20 protein-coding genes are annotated in these 20968 nt (G+C 57.9%); 17 read left to right on the forward strand and 3 right to left on the reverse strand.

Annotated features, from left to right (window positions below; translation table 11 throughout):
* Positions 1-16 precede the first annotated feature (16 nt).
* The 12 genes from ACFWW4_RS19190 to ACFWW4_RS19245 all read left to right on the forward strand — a co-directional run bounded on the left by ACFWW4_RS19190 (position 17) and on the right by ACFWW4_RS19245 (position 11304).
* Positions 17-784, forward strand: coding sequence for a carboxypeptidase regulatory-like domain-containing protein (locus ACFWW4_RS19190; RefSeq protein WP_411892332.1), 768 nt, complete (start codon positions 17-19; stop codon positions 782-784).
* A 19-nt stretch (positions 785-803) separates the two neighbouring features.
* Complete coding sequence (locus ACFWW4_RS19195; protein WP_411892333.1) at positions 804-2234, forward strand: cytochrome c peroxidase; 1431 nt, start codon at positions 804-806, stop codon at positions 2232-2234.
* Positions 2235-2526: 292 nt separating this feature from the next.
* The gene (locus ACFWW4_RS19200) at positions 2527-3942 is read left to right on the forward strand and encodes a hypothetical protein (RefSeq protein WP_411892334.1); all 1416 of its coding nucleotides are present in this window, start codon (positions 2527-2529) and stop codon (positions 3940-3942) included.
* A 243-nt stretch (positions 3943-4185) separates the two neighbouring features.
* Positions 4186-4605 carry a hypothetical protein gene (locus ACFWW4_RS19205; RefSeq protein WP_411892335.1) on the forward strand — a complete coding sequence of 140 codons (420 nt, stop codon included), beginning with the start codon at positions 4186-4188 and terminating at the stop codon, positions 4603-4605.
* Positions 4602-4928, forward strand: a complete 327-nt coding sequence (locus tag ACFWW4_RS19210; RefSeq protein WP_411892336.1) for a hypothetical protein — start codon at positions 4602-4604, stop codon at positions 4926-4928. The genes ACFWW4_RS19205 and ACFWW4_RS19210 overlap by 4 nt, the downstream gene beginning before the upstream one ends.
* Before the next feature lie 90 nt (positions 4929-5018).
* Positions 5019-5366, forward strand: a complete 348-nt coding sequence (locus ACFWW4_RS19215) for a DUF1801 domain-containing protein (protein WP_411892337.1) — start codon at positions 5019-5021, stop codon at positions 5364-5366.
* 84 nt (positions 5367-5450) lie between these two features.
* Positions 5451-5801, forward strand: a complete 351-nt coding sequence (locus ACFWW4_RS19220; protein ID WP_411892338.1) for a hypothetical protein — start codon at positions 5451-5453, stop codon at positions 5799-5801.
* A 783-nt stretch (positions 5802-6584) separates the two neighbouring features.
* Positions 6585-8003 (forward strand): homospermidine synthase, encoded by a 1419-nt coding sequence (locus ACFWW4_RS19225; RefSeq protein WP_411892339.1) that lies wholly within the window; start codon positions 6585-6587, stop codon positions 8001-8003.
* 114 nt (positions 8004-8117) lie between these two features.
* Positions 8118-9062, forward strand: a complete 945-nt coding sequence (locus ACFWW4_RS19230; protein ID WP_411892340.1) for a DUF4123 domain-containing protein — start codon at positions 8118-8120, stop codon at positions 9060-9062.
* The gene (locus ACFWW4_RS19235) at positions 9046-9930 is read left to right on the forward strand and encodes a hypothetical protein (RefSeq protein WP_411892341.1); all 885 of its coding nucleotides are present in this window, start codon (positions 9046-9048) and stop codon (positions 9928-9930) included. Before ACFWW4_RS19230 ends, ACFWW4_RS19235 begins: the two co-directional genes overlap by 17 nt.
* A complete protein-coding gene (locus ACFWW4_RS19240) occupies positions 9927-10478 on the forward strand; it encodes a hypothetical protein (protein WP_411892342.1) in 552 nt (183 codons plus the stop codon). Before ACFWW4_RS19235 ends, ACFWW4_RS19240 begins: the two co-directional genes overlap by 4 nt.
* Before the next feature lie 325 nt (positions 10479-10803).
* Positions 10804-11304, forward strand: a complete 501-nt coding sequence (locus tag ACFWW4_RS19245; RefSeq protein WP_411892343.1) for a hypothetical protein — start codon at positions 10804-10806, stop codon at positions 11302-11304.
* Positions 11305-11352: 48 nt separating this feature from the next.
* Here the strand turns inward: ACFWW4_RS19245 and ACFWW4_RS19250 are convergent, their stop codons facing one another.
* Genes ACFWW4_RS19250 through ACFWW4_RS19260 form a run of 3 tightly spaced genes read right to left on the reverse strand, consistent with a single transcriptional unit; the run spans position 11353 to position 13028 of the window.
* Complete coding sequence (locus tag ACFWW4_RS19250; protein ID WP_411892344.1) at positions 11353-12102, reverse strand: AraC family transcriptional regulator; 750 nt, start codon at positions 12100-12102, stop codon at positions 11353-11355.
* Positions 12103-12111: 9 nt separating this feature from the next.
* Positions 12112-12405 (reverse strand): putative quinol monooxygenase, encoded by a 294-nt coding sequence (locus tag ACFWW4_RS19255; protein ID WP_411892345.1) that lies wholly within the window; start codon positions 12403-12405, stop codon positions 12112-12114.
* The gene (locus ACFWW4_RS19260) at positions 12402-13028 is read right to left on the reverse strand and encodes a class I SAM-dependent methyltransferase (RefSeq protein ID WP_411892346.1); all 627 of its coding nucleotides are present in this window, start codon (positions 13026-13028) and stop codon (positions 12402-12404) included. Before ACFWW4_RS19260 ends, ACFWW4_RS19255 begins: the two co-directional genes overlap by 4 nt.
* 149 nt (positions 13029-13177) lie before the next feature.
* Here ACFWW4_RS19260 and hisC point away from each other — a divergent pair, with 149 nt between their 5' ends.
* From hisC to ileS, 5 genes are all read left to right on the forward strand, one after another.
* Positions 13178-14263: a histidinol-phosphate transaminase gene (hisC, locus tag ACFWW4_RS19265; protein ID WP_411892347.1), complete on the forward strand. Its 1086-nt coding sequence runs from the start codon at positions 13178-13180 to the stop codon at positions 14261-14263.
* Complete coding sequence (locus tag ACFWW4_RS19270) at positions 14263-15186, forward strand: prephenate/arogenate dehydrogenase family protein (protein ID WP_411892348.1); 924 nt, start codon at positions 14263-14265, stop codon at positions 15184-15186. Before hisC ends, ACFWW4_RS19270 begins: the two co-directional genes overlap by 1 nt.
* Entirely contained in the window at positions 15183-16049 is an 867-nt protein-coding gene (locus ACFWW4_RS19275) for an extensin family protein (protein WP_411892349.1), read from the forward strand. Before ACFWW4_RS19270 ends, ACFWW4_RS19275 begins: the two co-directional genes overlap by 4 nt.
* Positions 16050-16098: 49 nt before the next feature.
* Positions 16099-17715, forward strand: coding sequence for an FAD-dependent oxidoreductase (locus ACFWW4_RS19280; protein WP_411892350.1), 1617 nt, complete (start codon positions 16099-16101; stop codon positions 17713-17715).
* Positions 17716-17981: 266 nt separating this feature from the next.
* Positions 17982-20936, forward strand: coding sequence for an isoleucine--tRNA ligase (gene ileS / locus ACFWW4_RS19285; RefSeq protein WP_411892351.1), 2955 nt, complete (start codon positions 17982-17984; stop codon positions 20934-20936).
* Positions 20937-20968: the final 32 nt, after the last annotated feature.

The raw sequence follows: 20968 nt of genomic DNA on the forward strand, positions 1-20968 counted from the left end.
TTGTGGAGTTGAGTTGGTGACGAGTTTGAATAGGCGGGAATTGCTGCTGGGCGCGGCATCCGGTGCCGCTGGGTTATCTTTCGGATCGAGCCTTTTTGCCCAAAGTGGCCCGGCTTATCAGGAAATCGGTGTTCCGCGAAACGCTGGCCGGTTGACGGGCAGCATCAAATACGATGGTCCGTCGTTTGATATTCCGAAAGTCCGGGTGACCAAGGACACGACGATCTGCGGTGAAGGCCTCAGAGAGCCGCAAACAATCCGCGTGAGAGATGACGGTGCCTTGGCGGATACTGTCGTTCAGATACGCAACATCACGCAGGGAAAAGCGTGGGAGCCGATCTTTGATGAAGCACGCATTTATCAGATCGGGTGCAGCTTTCAGCCCTACGTTCAGATCATCAAGAATACGGCAGACGTCTATGTCGTGAATTTTGATCCTATTCTGCACAACATACATGCGTATGAATTCTATCGCGGCACCCGCCGGTCCATGTTTAATTTCTCGCAGCCAAATGCGGGTATGGAAGACCGGATTCCATTGCGCCTGCGTCGCGGGCATCTTTTGACCATTGATTGCAATGCACATAACTGGATGGCGGCATGGCTGTATACGTCGCCAAATCCATATATCGCGGTCACAAGTGTCGATGGGCAATTTGAATTGCCCGACATCCCGCCAGGAGACTACGAACTGGCCATCTGGCATCCCATGCTTGGTGAGAAACTGATCAATCTGAGTGTCACAGAAGGAGCTGATCTGCGGTTCGATTTGGTTTGGACATAATCGGTTCAGGAGAAGAGTAATGTTTTATCGAGTACTTGCGCTGTCATCAGCTGTTTTCGCGACCAGTCTTGCTGCACAGGATTTCCCTGTGATCAGCCCCTTGCCGCCTTTGGAACAGGCCAATACAGGCTTTGACGAAGAGGCGATGTCCGACTTGGGCCGGCTGTTGTTTTTTGACACGCGGCTGTCTGGCGATGCCTCAACATCCTGCGCCAGCTGCCACGATCCCGCTTATGGCTGGGGTGATGGATCTGACCTTGCGCGTGGCTATCCCGGCACGATGCACTGGCGCAATTCGCAGACATTGGTCAACGCTGCCTATATGACAGGCGGGATGCATTGGGACGGGACAGTGCCGTCACTGACGGAACAGGTTCCCGGTGCCATGGGCACATCGGTTGTCTCCAACATCAACGCGGTTCTGGCCGAAGAACGGCTGCGCCAAATCCCCGAATATGTCTCGCGGTTCGAACAGATTTGGGATGCTGAACCCAGCATCGAAACCATCAGTCAGGCGATTGCCGCTTATGAGCGGACCTTGATTTCCGATGACAGCCCGTTCGACCGTTTTGCACGGGGCGAGGCCGATGCGCTGAGCCTGCAGGCGGTGCGGGGTTTGGTTGTCTTTCAAGGCAAAGGCAACTGCTTGTCCTGCCACAATGGGCCACTTGCAACAGACATGCAGTTCTACAACACCAGCGTGCCGCCAAATCCGGGCTTTACCGAAGAGCCGCTGCGTCAGGTGACATTCCGCACCATGATGCGTGGATTTGGCATCGAAAAAGAGGTCTATGAGTCCTTCGACCGCGATCCGGGCCGTTTTCTGGCGACGCGCAATCCCGCCGACCTCGGGACCATGCGGACACCACCGCTGCGCTACCTGAAATACACAGCTCCCTACATGCATAATGGTGTATTCTATACGCTGGAAGAAGTGGTTGATTTCTACAATGACGGTGGCACGCAAGACGTCTTTGGCACCAAGTCAACGCTGATCCAGCCGCTGGGGCTGACCAATGAGGAAAAGGCCGATCTGGTCGCGTTTCTGGAAAGCCTGTCGGGGTCCGAAGTGACAGAAGACTATCCCGAATTGCCGGACTACGAGATTGCGCAGTTCCCAATGACAACCGGCTCAGGTGCCTATACCTTTGCGCAAGCGCCTCAGTCGCAGGTCATGACGATCAACCTGGAAGCGGATATTCAAATGATTTCGCCCGGTCTGACGGTAGCACCCACCGAACCGGTCACAGCCACACCTGCCGCCGCCACCGTTATCATCGAAAACGGGGAACGTTTGGTTATCGTCAAGGACGGTGACACGCTTGGCACCCTGGCCGAAGAGATCTATGGCGACGTGCTGCAATATCAGAAGATATACAACGCCAACCGTGACCGCATTCCTGATCCGAACGCGCTGGAGGTCGGGGTACGCTTGCGGTTGCCGGAATAGTCGACCCTGAGCGGCATTGAACACTGACGACCGAGACTTGATCGCACCATCGTATCCGCAATGGACGCATGGTGCGGTCCTTATATACATCCGATGTGTTTGTTAGCGGATCACCTTCGGCCAAGGGTAAACCACCTCAAATAAATGCCATATCGCCACCGGTTCGTGCTTAAGCACCATCGAACCTGTCCTTAAGTCATGTTTCGACCGGCTTTCATCAAATCGCTACAAAAATGACAAACTCCGTTCACAGGCTGCGGTGGCAGTACATGTAAAGAGTGGAGTAAGTAACATGACAATTCGAAATCGTCTGGCCATATCGGCCTTGGCGCTGGCCGCGTCCGCTGGCGTCGCCAGCGCGAACCCCCTTATTGTGACAAGTGTAAATGATGCGGGCGACGGATCGCTGCGTGCAGCCTTACAAATAGCCGCGGAAACACTGACGGCCAGCCAGATATTCGTCGCTACCGACGACGACATCACCATCGACAGCGCATTGGTCTACAGCGGCACCGCGCCGCTGACTTTGGTGGGCAACGGCCAGTCGATCATCACCAGCGCCAATGTCGACGTGCTGGCAGTCACCAACGGGGCCGATCTGACGGTGTCGTCTTTGACATTTGCGGGGCCCGGTGGCTTTGACATTCAAAACCGGGGCGATTTGGCCAGTGCGGCGGGCAAGGGTATTTTTGTCGATGTGCGCGACGACCAGACCGGAACGTTGACTGTGCATCTGTCAGATGTGACGGTGGCAGATGTGGCCGGACACGGCATCCACATTTCCGACTGTACGCTGGCCGATGATTGCGGCGGCGGTGGTGGCGGTGCGGGTCAAGGCTCTGCTGCGTCGATTGCGGTTACCCTGACCAATGTCACTGTGTCCAATGTGGGCAATGGCCGCTTTGACGCCGACGGGCTTCGCGTGGACGAGCGGGGCGATGGAAGCATCATATTTGCCTCGACCGGATCGCTGTTCGAACGTGTCGGTGCGGACGGTGTTGAACTGGATGAAGGACAGGCTGGCGACGTGCAACTGATCAGCCGCAACGACGTTTTCCGTGACAATGGCGGCTATTGTGATCCCGCTGTTCTGACGGCGTCATTGCCCGACATGGTCGAAGCTGAATTTGAAGATGGGGCCGTGACCGATACCTTCATTCCCGGCCCCGTCACCGGATCCGCCGATGATCGCTGCGTTGAACGCGAAGTCAGCTACTACGACAGCGGCAGCGTGGCCGAATTCGCACTCGGTCTGGACCTTGATGACGGGTTCGACGTGGACGAAGCGGGCCCCGGCAGTATTGAAGGGATCATGATCGGCGGGACAATCGCCGGTAATCTCGACGAGGGGCTTGATTTTGATGAAGAGGATGGCGGCAACATCGCAATGGCGGTCTGGACCACAACTGCCGACGGCAACACAGATGACGGGTTCAAATATACCGAACAGGGCAATGGTGATGTCCATGTGACGCTGCAGGGCGTCACTGCGTCCGACAATGGTGGCAAAGGGGCCGTCTTCGAAGAAGAGGATGGAGGTAACATCCTGATTGACGCCAGTGGAGTGATCACCGGCAACAATGATGACAGCGACGATACCGGGATCGAGGTCTATCAGGACGGTTCCGGATCAGGCGTGCTGCGGCTTGACGCGTCCGACATTACAGACGGCGTAGACAGCAGCGGAGTCCAGGTCGTGTCGGGCTAATCCGTTTCGCCCACCCGCTGCGACCTGCGGCGGGTGGGCTACTTTTCGACCCACGAAGTTATTGGCTTAATTAAAGCCGTGAGAAAACCATGTTCGAATGACGCTCTATTCAAATCGGGCTCCATGACCTGATCTATTTTTGTTGATGCCGATGCTTCTGGCAGATCATGCGCAAAAATCAGTCTTGTCGTGGCATCGCATGTGTCAGAAAACGCGTGGTAACGAGTATAAAAAATTTATTCTGTGCGCCACGGTAAAAAGTTTGCACTGACGATTGCGGTAGGCGGGGCACTGACCCTTTCGGCACCACTGCTACACTCAGTTGCACAGGAAACCGATGCGGCACTGGCCCAAAGCATTGATGGCGGCGGGCGGGCCCGAATGAACCTGGCAGGCCGATTGACCGTCCTTGGTCAGACAGTGGCAGCCACGGCTTGCATGCTCGATTCAGGCTACGATATCGCACATGAACGAGACGTGCTGGAAGAGGCGCATGAAGATTTCACGCGCCTGCTCTGGGCGCTGGAACACGGGGATATGACGGTCGGTATCCCGACACCGGAACGCAACCGCTCCGCCGTGGTGGCAATCCGCGACATCCACGCAATCTGGGAACCAATGGATGCCTCCGCAATTGCCCTGCTCGAAGGTGACCACCCATGATCACGCCATGGCCAATCAGGCGCTTCTGGAAAACAGAGTTTTTGGTATCCATCATCGTCAATGAATGCGCCGACCCGTTCGAGGTGCTGCTGACCGACGCCTTGGCGATCTCACTCGCTGAACGGCAGGAAATGTTCGCTGAAAAGCTCAAGCGCGAAGCCTGCGAAATCGGCGGCGGCCACGCCGACGCAGCGGTCATCGACGATTTCAACGAAACCATCAACATATTCGGCACCACGCTGACCGCCCTGCATGTTGGGTACGAGGCGGCGGGGATGGCACGATGCCCCTCTCCTTTGTTAGCATCAGAAGGTCAGATTTAGGGCGTTCGGCGTATCTCGCATTGACCTGAATCAAGGTGATTAAGCCCCTTGCGCACATATCCTGAACTTGCACCAATGAGGAGATCGACAATGGCGATGAGCGGCATTGAGCAGGATGCGATTGTCGAAAGGCTTGATGAGATCATTCTTCGATCAGCGCCAAGAGCGCAAAAAGTTCCGAAATATGGCGGGACGCTCTACACACTAAAACCGGATGAAAAGGAAGGACAGTTCTGCGGCGTTTTTCCGTACAAAGATCATGTCCAGCTTGCCTTTAGCAATGGCACTGCACTCAAGGACCCAAAACAGGTTCTTGTCGGAACTGGAAAGTTTCGCCGCCACATCAACTTCTTAAGTCTTCAAGAGATTGATCCCGCGATACTTGGGGAGTTGGTCGATAACGCTGTTGAGTATTCGCTTTCTCAAGACGCAGACTAGTTGACGCATGCGCAAATACCCAACTCGTGATGTCAGACTTGGGCGCAATGTCGTCTTCTCTCACGACCAAAATGGAGACGTTCGGTGACAACAGCAAGACGCGTAGCCATCAAGGACACTGACAATTCGAAAAAAATTCCAGTCGAAATCAGAAGCGATATGACCTTGGATGAGATGGAGCAGGTTCTGACCAACGTCGGAACTGACCTTGGTTTGGTCATTTCCCATATCACGACACTTAGTAGCAAGAAGTACCCCGGCAACCGACATTGGCACTTTAAGCAAGACTTGAAATCCAAAGGCTGCCTAGATGTTACCTATTGGCCAAATGGTCCTTTATTCTGGATCACCATCAGAAACTATGAACCCGAATGGGTTCACAAAGCGGGTCGCGACTTGGCGCTTTCGCTCGAAAAAGAGTTGGCGGCCGACTGATGAGACGTCGCTCTTCATGTTTGCTCCCACACGACTAAGTCGCATAGCCTTGCTCAATGACACCAAAAATTGGAGAGAAGAGGTCTCTCTGCTCCGGCAGAGCCCAATAATGGCAGACGTTAGCTGCAGTGTAGAAGTTTGGTAAGATGGCCTCCTGGCCGACCAAAGACACCCCACAGCATGTTCGCTGACGATAGAACAAGCAGTTGACGATTGCGCCAATTGAACCCAATCGTGCGTTGGCCTGCCACACTTCTAATATGGTACCCGCTGCGTGATCGTCTGGGTCACCGTCGGTGCTGACGACATCGCGCAGACGAGGCAGTCTTACCCGACGTTCCTGCCACCTTGCGTTCAGGTCTTGAGGAGCGGCTAAATGTCCCGAGCGACGCGCAGTCCCGACGAAACCGGACCGGACCGATAACGCGGGTTTCCCGCCGCCACCATGCGTGCGGTACACCCAATCCCTTCCTCATCCGCCAATGCCCACCAATATTGAAACCGGTTGGAGGCCAAGCACCGGCATTGCCAAATTCTTAACAAACATCACCGTTCGCACCCTTAACCCACCCCCACCGTGCGTTGGGGTCCGACGTTTTGCCGACGCAACGCCGACGCGATGCCGACAGGGCGATTTGGGCTGAAATAACAGTGTTAACACTTGATTCGCGCGACCGGGCCGTCACATCCGCCCGCATGCACCGTTCGTTGCCATAAGCATTTTCATCGCAACGGTTTTGCCCTATCAAAATCATCAGCTTTGAAACGCAAAGGGCGCAGCGCATGACCTCTCATCCCAATTACGGCCGCATCGACGGGCCGATTGTCATCATCGGTTTCGGTTCCATCGGCAAGGGGACATTGCCCCTGATCCAGCGCCATTTCGATTTCGATGCCGATAAGCTCAGCGTGATCGACCCGAACCCGGACAGCGCGGAATTCCTTGCAGAACAAGGGATTACCCGTCATCAGGTCGCCCTGACCCCTGACAATTATCGCGATGTTCTGGGTGGTCTGTTTGCCGAGGGCAACGGGTTCTGCGTGAACCTGTCGGTGGACACATCCTCGCTCGATATCATGAAGTTCTGCCGCGAGATTGGCGTGCTTTACATCGACACCGTGGTCGAACCCTGGGCCGGTTTCTATTTCGACACGACCGACAACGCCGAGCGGACAAATTATGCGCTGCGCCAGACCGTGCGCGATGAAAAAGCGGCCAATCCCGGCGGGACCACGGCGGTCAGCTGCTGCGGCGCAAATCCGGGTATGGTCAGCTGGTTCGTCAAGGAAGGCCTGATGACTTTGGCGCATGATCTGGACCGCGATGATTCCATGCCCAAGGACCGGGCAGGATGGGGAAAACTGATGCAAAATCTAGGGGTTAAGGGTGTTCATATTGCTGAGCGAGACACCCAGGCCCGGGCTAAACCCCGCCCCCGCGACGTGTTTGTGAACACATGGTCGGTTGAGGGTTTCATCGCCGAGGGGTTCCAACCGGCAGAGCTCGGCTGGGGCACCCATGAAAAATGGATGCCTGAGACGGCCCACAAATTTGACACCGGCTGCCAGTCCGCGATCTGGTTCGAACGGCCCGGTGCGATCACCCGCGTGCACACCTGGTGCCCGACGCCGGGGCCGCAATTCGGGTTTCTGGTGACGCATAATGAATCCGTCTCAATCGCCGATTATTTCACCGTCGGCGATCCGGCCAACCCTGAGTTCCGCCCGACCTGTCACTACGCTTATCACCCCTGCGACGATGCGGTGCTGTCGTTGCATGAAATGTTCGGGGCAGGGGTTCAGCAGAAGGTGCATGAAATCCTGGATGTCGATGAAATCATTACCGGAATCGACGAATTGGGCGTGCTGATCTACGGCCACGAAAGGAACGCTCTCTGGTTCGGATCGCGCCTGTCAAACGAAGAAACCAAGACACTCGCCCCCTATCAGAACGCGACCGGATTGCAGGTGACCTCTGCCGTGCTGGCAGGCATGGTCTGGGCGCTGGAAAACCCACAGGCTGGCATTGTTGAGACGGACGAAATGGACCACGTGCGCTGCCTCGAAGTGCAGCGCCCCTATCTCGGCCCGGTCGAGGCGCATTACACCGACTGGACGCCTTTGCAGGACCGGTGGGAGCATTTCCCCGAAGACATCGACGAAAGCGATCCATGGCAGTTCAGGAACGTGCTGGCGACTTAGGTATATTGGCCGCTGTGCAGTGCAAACCAGGCGTTCAAACCTTCAGTCGGAATGCTCGTTTTGCACGCTTTTTGACACTTATGAGAAACAGCAGAAGCGAAACTGTGAAGTGTTATGACATATCTGATACGTTCCACCAAAGAGGTTGAACCACTTGTCTCAGAGGGGCAGCTTTCGCCGGCGCACAAGGCGGCGCTCGGCCTTGATGGCGGTGCTGTTGTGGCACTGTTGGACGCCGCAGCGCATCATCAAGTTCCCGAAATGCTGAATGGAGACACTGAAACAGCTTCGTGCCTTTGGCAGGGAGCGGCTCAAGATGCGTTGGGTGAGCACGCTCCGTGGCTCGCCGTCCTGGATGAAAACAGCGCCACCTTGCGAAGTTTGATAACAAAGGGTGATGCACCGTGGCATTTGTGGGGAAGATGGCCCGGCTTACTTATCCAAGCGCGCAAGGGTTTGCCTTCTTTGCGGCATCATTTGCGCCGTTTGAGCCGCGTGACGGACAATCCAGGAAACGCCTATTTTTTGCGCTTTTGGGAGCCCTCTGTCGCTCAAGCTTTCTGGGCGGCCTTCGCAGATAATGCTGATCACGTTGCCTGGCGTTTTGGGTCTGAAGTCGCTGCGGTTATGTGGCAATCGGACGCCGGAATTGAGCGGGTCGAACTGGCTGCTCCCATGGAAAGGCGACCAGTTTTGACGAATGCAATTTCTGCGTATCGCCCCTTATTTAAGGTAGCCCGTTGGAATCGGTTTGTGGAGCGTGTCGCCAAAGAATTGGCTGAGGAGGGGCCACCCTTTGATACGCTGTCATTCGACGACGTCGCTCGGCTTTGCGAAGACGCACGGGGATCCGGTTATCGCAAAGAGATTGCAATCTGGGATGCGGTGCGTGCTATTGCATCGTTACATTCTGCTGGTTGCGACATTCAATCGGAAGCCGCACAGCTTTGGCAGGATCATCGACCGGCGGATGACCGAAGCGCGGCGCGAGAATTGTTGGAACATGCGCGCGGTGTCGCTAGAAAAAGAGAAGGGCAAAGCTATGGCGCAGGACTTTAGCACCAGTGATGCAGACGATGACTGCGCTCATTGCCCAGACAAGACCGAGAACATCATTATTGTAGGTTCCGAATTTGAGTATATGCGCGCCGGATTTCAGCTGAAGCTTATGTTTTTGTCATGTGGTTATGCCGTTGCTTCGGGCACGTTGCTGCCGCGCGGCTGGGGCTCAGCGGACAAAACAACGATTGCGTATGTCCCAATGGGCTACAACCGCTGGGAGCGCCTAAATCTGGACTATCTTCGCGATAATCTGGACGTGAATATCGTCCGTCTGACCAGCGTCAGCGGTATGACAAATCTGCTAAGAGAAAGAGGCGCCGGGGCTGATCGCCATGCGATAAAGAACCTGATCTTGTTTTGTCATGGCCTGCCGAATTACCTTGCGCTGAACTACCGTGGACCGGGCAGCAATATGCGGGTTTACGCGCACCATATGACCGCCCTTCCAACAGACCTATTCGCGCCGAATGGCCGTATCATTTCTTATGCTTGTCGGACCGCTATGGAGGGGTACGGTCAGGCATTGGCCGATCATTTTGGTGTTGTTGTTACGGCTTTCAAGAAACGGACAAACTACGGCAGCGTCATCCGTAACCGGAGCGATCATGAAGCGATTGCGAGCCAGATGGCTGCCGCTCGTGTAGGCAACGAAGGGCAGCGTATCGACCTGCCTCCGGAACACGAGGCTTATCCGCATCCAGGTTTGAGTGCCGGTACTGTTCCATTTTTTTCAGACGGGGGTGAGGCGGAGGGTATCAACGATTACGCTCTGTGGCGGTTGAACGGCGCACGCGCACTGCCGGTCAGTGGCACCACACCCGAAGATCAGCCTGCTGGAATTTTCACGCTGGAGCCAAGTGCTTGATCGCAAGGCGGCTGAAATACATCGCCACAGGCGGAGTAGCTGTTGCTCTCTGTATTGGCTTACTTGGAGTATTTTACTTGACAAATCCGAGACACGTGCAGGGTTGCTATATCGCTGAACCGCCAGAATGGCAGGAAATTTTCTCGAGCTATCAACGTGGGATTACGTCAGCGCCTGACGCACCGACGCGGGCTGTGACTTTCATCTTGGAGTTTCCATTTGAGGTTACAAAAGACGATATTGTTCTCTTCGAGGCCTATGGCGCGGGCCGTGGTGTCGAACATAGAATTTACGACGGCCCTCCGCCGGAAGGAGGCCAAATCTCCGCTCAGCTGGCCATTCCAGCAAAAGACGCAGCCGAGGTCTATTGGTTATCTGTGGAATTGATACGTGAGGCGGAGCGGATCACCTGCGGCTGGAATGCCGAAGAGCGGTTTGATTTGCCTGCGCCTCCTGCTGCAGGAACGTGGCGGGTGGAGTTGTTACGCGATGAGATTGCGACAGCGGATGGCGGCACGCGCACGACCAGAATTACTGCGGTGGAATAGCATCATGCTCAGTAGCCGGCTTCTGCCGCGTTTTGCCGCCGTCGTCATTACGACCTTTGCTTTTTCGCCAACTACTCCTTGAATGAGCATACTTCGCTCGCGGCTTTATGTCAGAGAGCTCCGCTCGAAACGCGCTGGACGTTTGGCTGGCAAATTCTAGAAACGCGCTGTTGAACGCGCCGGATGAGCTCTATCCGACATCCCTGACGATTTGTGTGATTTGTCAGGTCGGATCGGTGTGGTGTGCGGTATTGGCTGGACACATCGATCCCTTTGAAAATTGATTTTCTCACCCGAACCTTGCAAGAATGAGATATGGATTTGGATGATCAAAAGCCAATCGGGAACGGGAATCTTTAAGCTGTCAAATCATCTTTCTATTGCGGCATTTCTCGCCATGTTTTTTGCTGCGCCCGCTGTGGCTGGCGGCTGGGGTTTGCCAGTGACATTGAAAGTGGTGGAGGATACCGAGCATTCCTTGGTCTTGATAGTTATGCCAATGCCAGATGTGCCATCTGCAAACATGGATTTCCTTTCGACTGATTTTGACGCGAGCCTATGTGACGAACTCAGTTTCACGATTGTAGGCGAGCCGACGTTTCCCTGGTCAGTTATTGGCTGGCCCGTCAGTATTGCAGATCAGATCATGCCATTTCGTGCCGATTTGCATCAACTTGCCGCCACAACAGCTAGTATGAACCTGTTGTTTATCGCGGAGGCGGGGCATCTGGCGCATTTATCCGATTGCAGTTTTGAGACAAATCTCTCCGACTTTACGTTCCAGTTCTTCGATATCGAAAACCCTGACCTTGTGCTGGGACTGTAGGATGCGGCAGTCTGTGCGTCGGATACTGCATTCCGGGCACCTTATTGGTCAGATGTCTGATCTGAACTGACTGGGCGTCTGGCCAGTGAACTCAAGAAACGCGCTATTGAACGCGCTGGAGGAGCTGTAGCCGACATCCATCGCGATCTGCGTGATTTGTCTGTTTGGGTCCGCCAGTGCCTCGACGGCGCGGATCATCCGCAGCCGCCGCAGGCAGTCCCGCCATGGCATTCCGACCTCGTCCTGAAAGCGCCGGGCGAGGGTTCTTTCGGTCAGTCCTACGGCGGTGGCGATGTCGCTGAATGTGACCGGCTCGCCCATGCGTGCCTCTGTCAGGGTCAGCGCCTTTTGCACGGGCGCGGATTGCCCCACTGGCATCCACATTGCGTTGGGCATTGCGGCGGCGCGGGTCGCCAGCATGTAGAGCGTGTCGAAAAGCATCTTGCCATCGGCATCAAGCGCTGCTGCGTCTGGCCCATGGGCCCGGCAGGCCAGGATCAGTTCGCGGGCCAGCGGTGACATATCGAGGACGCGCAGCGGTTCTGCCGGGGCGTCATAATGGGCCCGGGCGAAAAGGGCCGAGCAGCAGGTGATCGTCGTGGCGATATCAAGCGTGATGGGCGCGTCGGCCGCAATCAGCGCCGCGCGTGCGGGTGGCAATGTCCATGCGCGTCCCGCCGCTTGAAGCCGCATGGTACCCTTGGCCGCATAGAGCAGGTAATGCCGGTCAAACTGCACGGTCTTGCCCGCCTCTGGCGGGAAGTCGCGGTAGACGCAAAAGGCGGGCAGGTCGGACATGACCTCAGATTAGCCGATGGGCCGGGCGTCATAAACCATTGTGCGGGGCGAACCAGTCATCATCGGGCGCAGGATGCTACCGACTGCGGCGAAAAGCGGGCCTGCGCGATAGGCGTCAAGGCTGGCCAGATCATCCCATCGGTGCAGCAGGGTGATCGCGCTTTTATCGCCCGGGTCAGTCAGGACGCGTACTGCGCGGTTGCCGGGCAGGGCGCGCATCTGCGGCGCCTCATCAGTCAGACAGGTGATGGCGGCGGCGCGGTCAGTGGGGGCAACGGTGAAATTGACTTCGACATAAATCATGATGGGTCTTTCATATGTTGGATCAGATAGGCATGGCTGGAGCGGCTGGGTGGGCCAGCGGGAAAGCCTGCATCCCAAAGACAGGTCAGTCCGACCGCATTCAGATACTGGAGCATGTGTCGGGGCCTGATCATCCGGTGTCGCCAGCGCACCCAGATGATCCAGTTGCACCAATGGGGTTTGCTGACCACGAGGAGCATTTTGCCACCCGGCGCGAGCTGGGATTTGAGAAGTTGCAAGGTCGCAACAGGATCTGAAAAATGCTCGATCACGTGGGCGCACAACACGATGTCATATGCATCGGGCGGGACCTCTTCGAGACCGGCGGTGACAGTGCGCACTGTTGGCGCGATATGGATCAGCGAATGCTGCGCGGTCGCCACCATTTCCGCCGCGGGATCGAGCAGCGTCACGCATTTGGGAATGCCTGCAACCTCGATCAGCGCGCGGGTGAAATCGCCGGTGCCGCAGCCTGCGTCCAGCAGGCTTGCATCTTGCGTCTGCAGCCCGGTCTGGTCGATCAGCCAGCGATAGGCGGCGGCGTATCCCAAGCCTTCGATCTTGCTGCGCCAGCGCGCGGCAATCGCGTCGTAGGATCGGGTGAGGTGCATCTGATTGGTCATGATGCCGGTCTATGCCGTCATGGGCTGGCAGGCTTTCGCGGGTTTGCCAAAAACACGCGGTGATCGGACAATTTGCGCTGCTGTGCCTTGGTACTGGTCACCGCCCGGACAGGGCGATAGAACGGGCCAAACGAGACGAGGCACTGGCAATGGCTGACGGCATTCAACCGCAACCCGGCATCATGGAGATTGCGCTATATCAGGGTGGTGCGTCCCATCTGGATGGGGTGCGCAATGTGCTCAAGCTGTCATCAAATGAAAACCCGCTGGGCCCCAGCGATGCGGCGAAGGAAGCTGTCGTGCGGGCCAGCCATGATCTGCACCGCTATCCACCCACCGATCACGCGGCCCTGCGGCAGGCAATTGGCGAGGTCTGGGGCGTCGATGCGGATCGCGTGTTTTGCGGGGTGGGGTCTGGTGAGGTGCTCAAGCTTCTGTCAGAGGCCTATGCCGGGCCGGGCACCGAGATTGTGTTCACCGAGCATGGCTTTTCGATGTACCCGATATATGCCCATGCCTGTGGCGCGACCCCTATGGTGGTGGCCGAGCATGAGCGTGTTGTGGATGTGGATGCCATTCTGGCTGCCTGCACTGACAAAACTCGGCTGGTATTCATCGCCAACCCTGCCAATCCGACCGGTACGATGGTTGGCGCCGCCGAGATTGCGCGTTTGGCCGCCGGGCTGCCGCCGCAGGCCTTGCTGGTGCTGGACGGGGCCTATGCTGAATATGTCGACGGGTTCGACGCGGGCAAAACGCTGGTCGAGACCCGCGAGAATGTCGTCATGACCCGGACATTTTCCAAGATCTACGGGTTGGGTGGCATGCGTGTTGGTTGGGGCTATGGCCCGCAGCCGGTGATTGATGTGCTCAACCGGATCAGGGGGCCTTTTAACCTGTCTGGGGCTGCATTGGCTGCCGCCGAAGCCGCTGTCCGCGACAGCGACCATACAGAGAAATGCCGGATCGAGAATGCCAAGTGGCGCGAATGGATGGCGACGGCACTGGCCGAACTGGGTGTGCCATCCGATACCTCGACGGCGAATTTCGTTCTGGCCCGCTTTACTGATGAGGCCGAAGCAAAGGCGTGCGATGCGCATTTGCGCAGTGAAGGGATCATCGTGCGGCAGGTGGCCGGATATGGGTTGCCCCATTGCCTGCGCATCACCGTGGGCGACGAAAGCGCCTGCCGCCGGGTGGTGCATGCGGTGGCCCAGTTCAAAGGGGCCGTTTGATGGCGGTGATCTACCAACGTGTGGCGCTGATCGGGCTGGGCCTGATCGCGGGGTCCATGGCGCTGGCGATGCGTCGCGCGGGGCTGGCCAATGAGGTCGTGGGTTATGCGAAGTCCGCAGAGACGCGCGCCATCGCCCGCGAGATCGACCTTTGTGATCGCGTGGCTGAAAGCGCCGTCGACGCAGTGGACGGCGCTGATCTGGTTGTGCTTTGCGTACCTGTTGGTGCGATGGAAGCTGTCGCGCGTGAAATCGGTCCGCGCTTGAAACCCGGTGCGACGGTGAGTGATGTCGGGTCGGTCAAACGCACGGTGATTGACGCGGTTGGGCCTTATATACCTGATGGCGTTCACTTTATTCCCGCACACCCGCTGGCAGGAACCGAGCATTCGGGGCCGCGATCCGGCTTTGCCGAATTGTTCGAGCAGCGCTACACCATCATCGTGCCGGTGGAGGGCAGCGACCCGGCCGCGATAGATCGTCTGACATCCTTGTGGAAGGGCATGGGGGCGTTGGTTGAGGAAATGGACCCTGAGCATCATGATCTGGTGCTCGCCGTCACAAGCCATACGCCGCACCTGATCGCTTACACGATGGTTGGTGTGGCCGACGATCTGCGTCGCGTGACAGATAGTGAGGTCATCAAGTATTCCGCTGCCGGTTTCCGGGATTTCACCCGGATTGCGGCCTCTGACCCGGTGATGTGGCGGGATGTGTTTTTGAACAATAAGGACGCCACGCTGGAGATTCTGGGACGGTTTACCGAAGAACTGTTCGCGCTGCAGCGCGCCATCCGGCAAGAGGATGGCGATCATCTGCATGAGTATTTCACCCGGACGCGCGCCATCCGGCGGGGGATTATCGAGGCGGGGCAGGATACCGACGCCCCGGATTTCGGCCGCATCAAGGCGAAGGGCGATTGATCCGGGCAGTCGCGTTTGTGCTGGCCTTGTTGGCAGGCACGGCTGCGGCCCAGGAGCTTGATGGATCGGTTCGACCAGTGGCAAGGGGGACGCCAGACGCGCTAGCGCCCTTGATCCGCCCGGTGGCGCGTGGGTCGCAGGACGCCGGGCCGGTGATGCGGCCCGCGGCACGCCCGGCCCCGCGCCCCGATCTGGCCCATGACGCGCGGACCCGCGCGATCAACCGGGCCGAACAGGGCCTATTCGCTTTCAGCCCCTACGCTCTTGCAAAATCCATGCGGCCTGTCCGCCGCACGGCAGCCATTGAGGCGGCAGCAGAGGAACGGCGGCTTGCGCGTCTGCGCGGTCAGGTCTGTGGTGATGTTGCCATTCAAGGGCAATCTATTGGCCGTGTGGATGGCGCAGGCGCTTGCGGGATTGATCAGGCCGTCCGGGTCCGTTCGGTTGCGGGGATCACGCTGACGCCTCAGGCCACCATGGATTGCCGGACGGCAGCCGCGCTGAAACGCTGGGTCGAACGCGGTGCCATCCCGGCGGTTGGCGGCGAAGGTGGCGGCATGGCTGGCCTGCGCGTGGTGTCCCATTATGCCTGCCGTAATCGCAATAATGCGGCCAGTGGGCGTTTGTCCGAACACGCCAAGGGGCGGGCGATTGACATTGCGGGGATCCGGCTGCGCAGCGGGCGCGAGATTACTGTGCTGACCGATTGGGGCTCGGCGCGTGACGGGGGGCGGCTGCGCCAGATGTGGCGGGCGGCTTGTGGGCCGTTTGGCACCGTATTGGGCCCGGAAGCAAACCGGTTTCACCGCGATCATTTCCATTTCGACACGGCCCGCTACCGTAACGGGCCTTATTGCCGTTAACATTTCTGATTTCAGCCCTATCTGAACTGTTCAATAACAGGAGACATTGATGGAAAGCCTTGCCCAAGACCTTGCCACCATGGTGCGCACCCCCTTGCATGACAGCCACGTCGCAGCACTGCGCGAGATCGGCGTTGAACGGGACTGGGAGGCTGGCGAGACGCTGCAGGAATATGGCAAACCTGCCCAGACATTTCATTACGTGGTAGATGGCGGGGTCGAGGCCGTCGATCCCCGCACCGGCGGGCGCTATGGCGATGCGTATCTGGGCCCCACCCAGTTTTTCGGTGAAATCAGCTTTCTGTCGGCAGGCAAGGCGATGATGGGCGCACGCTGCATCGAAAAATCCCGGATTATCACGGTAGAGCGCGAGCCGATGCTGGAGCTGATGGGCCGCATCCCTGAAATGTCGGACATTGTTATCACGGTCTTTGCGGCCCGGCGCCGGCGGCTGTTGGAAAGCGGCGAGGCGAGCCTGACCCTGATCGGGGCCGAAGAAGACCGCAAGATCCGCCAGATTGCCGCCTTTGCGGGCCGCAACCGCATTCCGTTCCGGAGCCTGACTCTGGGCGAACATGAGGCAGAGGCGGTGGCCCATTCCTGCAATATCGGCGCGGCCAAGCCTGCTGTGATCTTTGGGAAATACGATGTCGTTTCAGATCCGACCCCATCCAAGATTGCAGCCTTGCTGGGCCTCGATATGGCCGTGCGCGACGACCGTGTCTTTGACGTCCTGATCGTTGGTGGTGGCCCTGCGGGTGTGGCGGCCGGGGTCTATGCGGGAACAGAGGGCCTGTGCGCCTTGGTGGTCGAAGATCTGACCATTGGCGGACAGGCTGGTACGTCCTCCCGGATCGAGAATTACATGGGCTTCCCGACGGGCATTTCCGGGGCCGATCTGGTCTGGCGGGGTGAGGTGCAGGCGATGAAATTCGGCACACAATTTGCTGTGCCCCGCCGGGTACGGGCGCTGGAACGGCGCGATGACGGTGTTTTCTGTGCCACTTTGGATGATGGCGAAGAGGTCTGCGCCAAGGCCGTTGTCGTGGCGACCGGCGTGCAATATCGCCGCCTGTCTATCGACCGGCTGGAGGATTTCGAAGGCGTCGGCATTTATTATGCCGCAACGGATGTGGAGGCCCGCTATTGCCGCGATACGGATGCGATTGTCGTGGGCGGTGGCAACTCGGCCGGGCAGGCGGCGATGTATCTGTCGCGCACGGCCCGCCATGTGCATGTGCTGGTGCGGGGTGAAAGCTTGGCGTCGTCCATGTCGGACTACCTGCTCTCGCGGTTGGAGGCTGATCCGGCGATCACGATACACTATCAGACCGAAATTGCGGGCCTGCACGGCGGGGACCACTTGGAACGTGTCACCGTGCGCGACAAAGTGGCGGGCGAGACCCTCGAGATAGATGCGCGTGCGGCATTTATCATGGTGGGTGCGGCCCCCAATACCGGTTGGCTGTCGGGGCTTGTGAAGCTCGACAACAAAGGGTTTGTGCTGACCGGGCAGGCGGTCGGACGGGAGACGCCTTATGAGACTTCGCATGACGGTATCTTTGCCGTGGGCGATGTGCGCGCCGGATCGGTGAAACGCGTGGCCTCTGCTGTCGGCGAAGGGTCGGTCGTGATCTCCAAGGTTTGGGATTTCGTGCAGGACTGACACAGGAGCGCACCCGCCATCGTCAAAGCGCTGTGGGTGCGGACCTGTCGGAGCCTCCGGCGGGAGTATTTTTGGAAGAAAGAAGTCGAAAGCGAAGGCTTTACCCTTTTGGGTCGTGGCCCTATAAGCGCGCTCATGTTGAGCCTGATGATCATACGCATTAGTTGCCCGGCGGTCTGAACCACGGACCGGCCGGGAAAAGGTGTCTGCGATTGCGCACCGCTCCGCTTTCCCTTTTTGATATGATTGCCTGAAGGACGCCCGAGATGAGCGCCGAAACACCCGACTATAAAGACACCCTGAACCTGCCGCGCACCGATTTTCCGATGCGGGCCGGATTGCCCAAGCGTGAACCCGAATGGCTGGCCCGCTGGGCGCAGATCGGGGTCTATGACAAGCTGCGCGAGAAGGCCGCGGGCCGCAAACCGTTCACCCTGCATGACGGCCCGCCCTATGCGAATGGCCATCTGCATATCGGCCACGCGCTGAACAAGATCCTCAAGGACATGGTTGTCCGCTCTCAGCAGATGATGGGCCGCGACGCGCGCTATGTGCCGGGCTGGGATTGCCACGGGCTGCCGATCGAATGGAAGATCGAGGAACAGTACCGCAGTAAGGGCCGCAACAAGGACGACGTGGATGTTGTTGATTTCCGACAGGAATGTCGCAAGTTCGCAGAAGGCTGGGTGGATGTGCAGCGCGAAGAGTTCAAGCGGCTGGGGGTGACCGGTAATTGGTCTGACCCGTATTTGACGATGAATTTCCACGCCGAACGGGTGATCGCCGAGGAATTCCAGAAGTTCCTGATGAACCGCACACTCTATCAGGGGTCCAAGCCCGTGATGTGGTCGCCGGTCGAGAAGACCGCGCTGGCCGAGGCGGAGGTGGAGTATCACGACCGGCAGACGGATGCGATCTGGGTGAAGTTTAAGATCAACTTATCGAGTATACAGCGCGCTGATCCGAGAGATGAGGCGGAACGCAAAGATAATGAACGACGGATGAGTCTTCGCAAAAAGTTTCGGGGTGCATCCGTTGTGATCTTCACAACCACGCCGTGGACCATCCCGCAAAACCGAGCGATCTGTTTCGGTCCTGATATCTCATATGGTTTATATGAGGTAATCGACACTCCGGATGAATGCTGGGCAAAGCAGGGTGAGCGTTATTTGATCGCCGACGACCTGGTATCTGATGTGATGGCGACGGCGCGTTTGGACGAAAGTATGTTTGTCCGAAAAGCAGACGTCACCGTAGATGAGTTGTCTCAATTGGCTTGCGAACATCCGTTTGGAGAGGCCGATCCTTGGTGGGATTACTCAGTACCACTCTATCCAGGCGACCATGTTACAAGCGATGCTGGGACCGGGCTAGTACACACCGCGCCTTCACACGGCGATGACGATTACAGCATTGGGGTGAAGCATGGGTTGGAAATGACCTACAACATCCTCGATGACAGCTCCTTCGCTGAATTTGTCCCATTCTTTTCTGGCGAATGCATCCTTAAACCCAATGGCAAGCCGGGCGGTGCCAACAAGGCGGTGATCGACAAACTGGTCGAGGTGGGCGCGCTGCTCGCCCGCAAGCGCATCACGATCTCTGACGCGCATTCCTGGCGGTCCAAGGCCCCGGTGATCCGCTTGAACCGGCCTCAGTGGTTTGCGGCGATTGACAAGCCCGTGGGCGATGGCAAGGACACCTACGGCACCACGATCCGTGAGCGGGCCTTGCGCTCCATCGATGAACTGGTGACATGGACGCCGAAGACGGGCCGCAACCGACTTTATTCCATGATCGAGGCGCGCCCGGATTGGGTGCTGTCCCGCCAGCGTGCCTGGGGCGTGCCGCTGACCTGTTTCGTCAAGAAAGGGGCGCAGCCGACCGACCCGGATTATCTGCTACGCAACGAAGCCGTGAATGCCCGCATTCTTGAGGCGTTCGAGGCCGAAGGTGCCGATGCCTGGTACAAGGACGGGGCCAAGGAACGGTTCCTCGGGAACGATGTGAACCACGACGATTACGATCAGGTGTTCGACATTCTGGATGTGTGGTTTGATAGTGGCTCGACCCATGCTTTCGTGCTGCGCGACCGCGAAGACGGGTCCGCGGACGGGATGGCCGATGTCTATCTTGAAGGCACCGATCAGCATCGTGGCTGGTTCCATTCCTCGATGTTGCAGGCTTGTGGCACGATCGGTCATGCGCCTTATCGGGCCGTTGTGACCCATGCCTTCACGCTTGATGCCAAGGGCGAGAAGATGTCCAAATCGCTTGGCAACACCATCGAGCCCGCGCAGGTGGTGCAGCAATACGGGGCCGATATCCTGCGGCTGTGGGTGGCGACGACGGATTACAAGCACGATCACCGGATCGGCGACGAGATCCTGAAAGGGGTGGCTGACAGCTATCGCCGGTTGCGCAATACGCTGCGGTTCATGCTGGGGTCACTGAGTGATTTCAGCGAAGCCGACCGTGTGGAACCGGCAGAGATGCCGGAACTGGAACGCTGGGTGCTGCATCGGTTGGCCGAACTGGACGGGCAGGTGCGCGATGGCTACGCGAAATACGATTTCCAGGGCGTGTTCCAGGCGATCTTTACCTTTGCCACGGTAGACCTGTCGGCCTTCTATTTCGATATCCGCAAGGATGCGCTCTATTGCGATGGCGATACAGCACGGCGCAAGGCGGCCCGGACGGTGCTGGATATCCTGTTCCATCGGTTGACGAAATGGTTAGCGCCCATGCTTACTTTCACCATGGAAGAGGTCTGGCTGGAACGGTTCGCAGGCGATGACAGCTCTATCCATCTGGAGGATTTCGCAGAGACGCCAGCGGATTGGTCTGACGCAGAACTAGCGGCAAAATGGGCCACCGTGCGCAAGGTGCGCCGGGTTGTGACAGGTGCCTTGGAAGTGGAGCGTACCAATAAAGTCATCGGTGCGTCGCTTGAGGCGGCACCGACCGTTTATGTAACACCGGATGCGGCTGCGGTGCTGCAGACCGTCAGTTTTGATGATCTGTGCATCACGTCCGACATCACAGTTTCCACCGACGCGGCACCAGCGGATGCATTCCGGCTGGATGACTTGGCGGATGTGACCGTGGTCTTTGCCCGCGCGGATGGTGAGAAATGCCAGCGCTGCTGGAAGATCCTGCCGGATGTGGGCACGCATACCCATGCGGGCGTATGCGCACGATGTAATGAAGCGTTGAGCTAAGCGATCTGAGCGGCCCGGTATCAATGCCGGGC

It is taken from the genome of Yoonia sp. SDW83-1, assembly GCF_046762885.1.
GTDB lineage: Bacteria > Pseudomonadota > Alphaproteobacteria > Rhodobacterales > Rhodobacteraceae > Yoonia.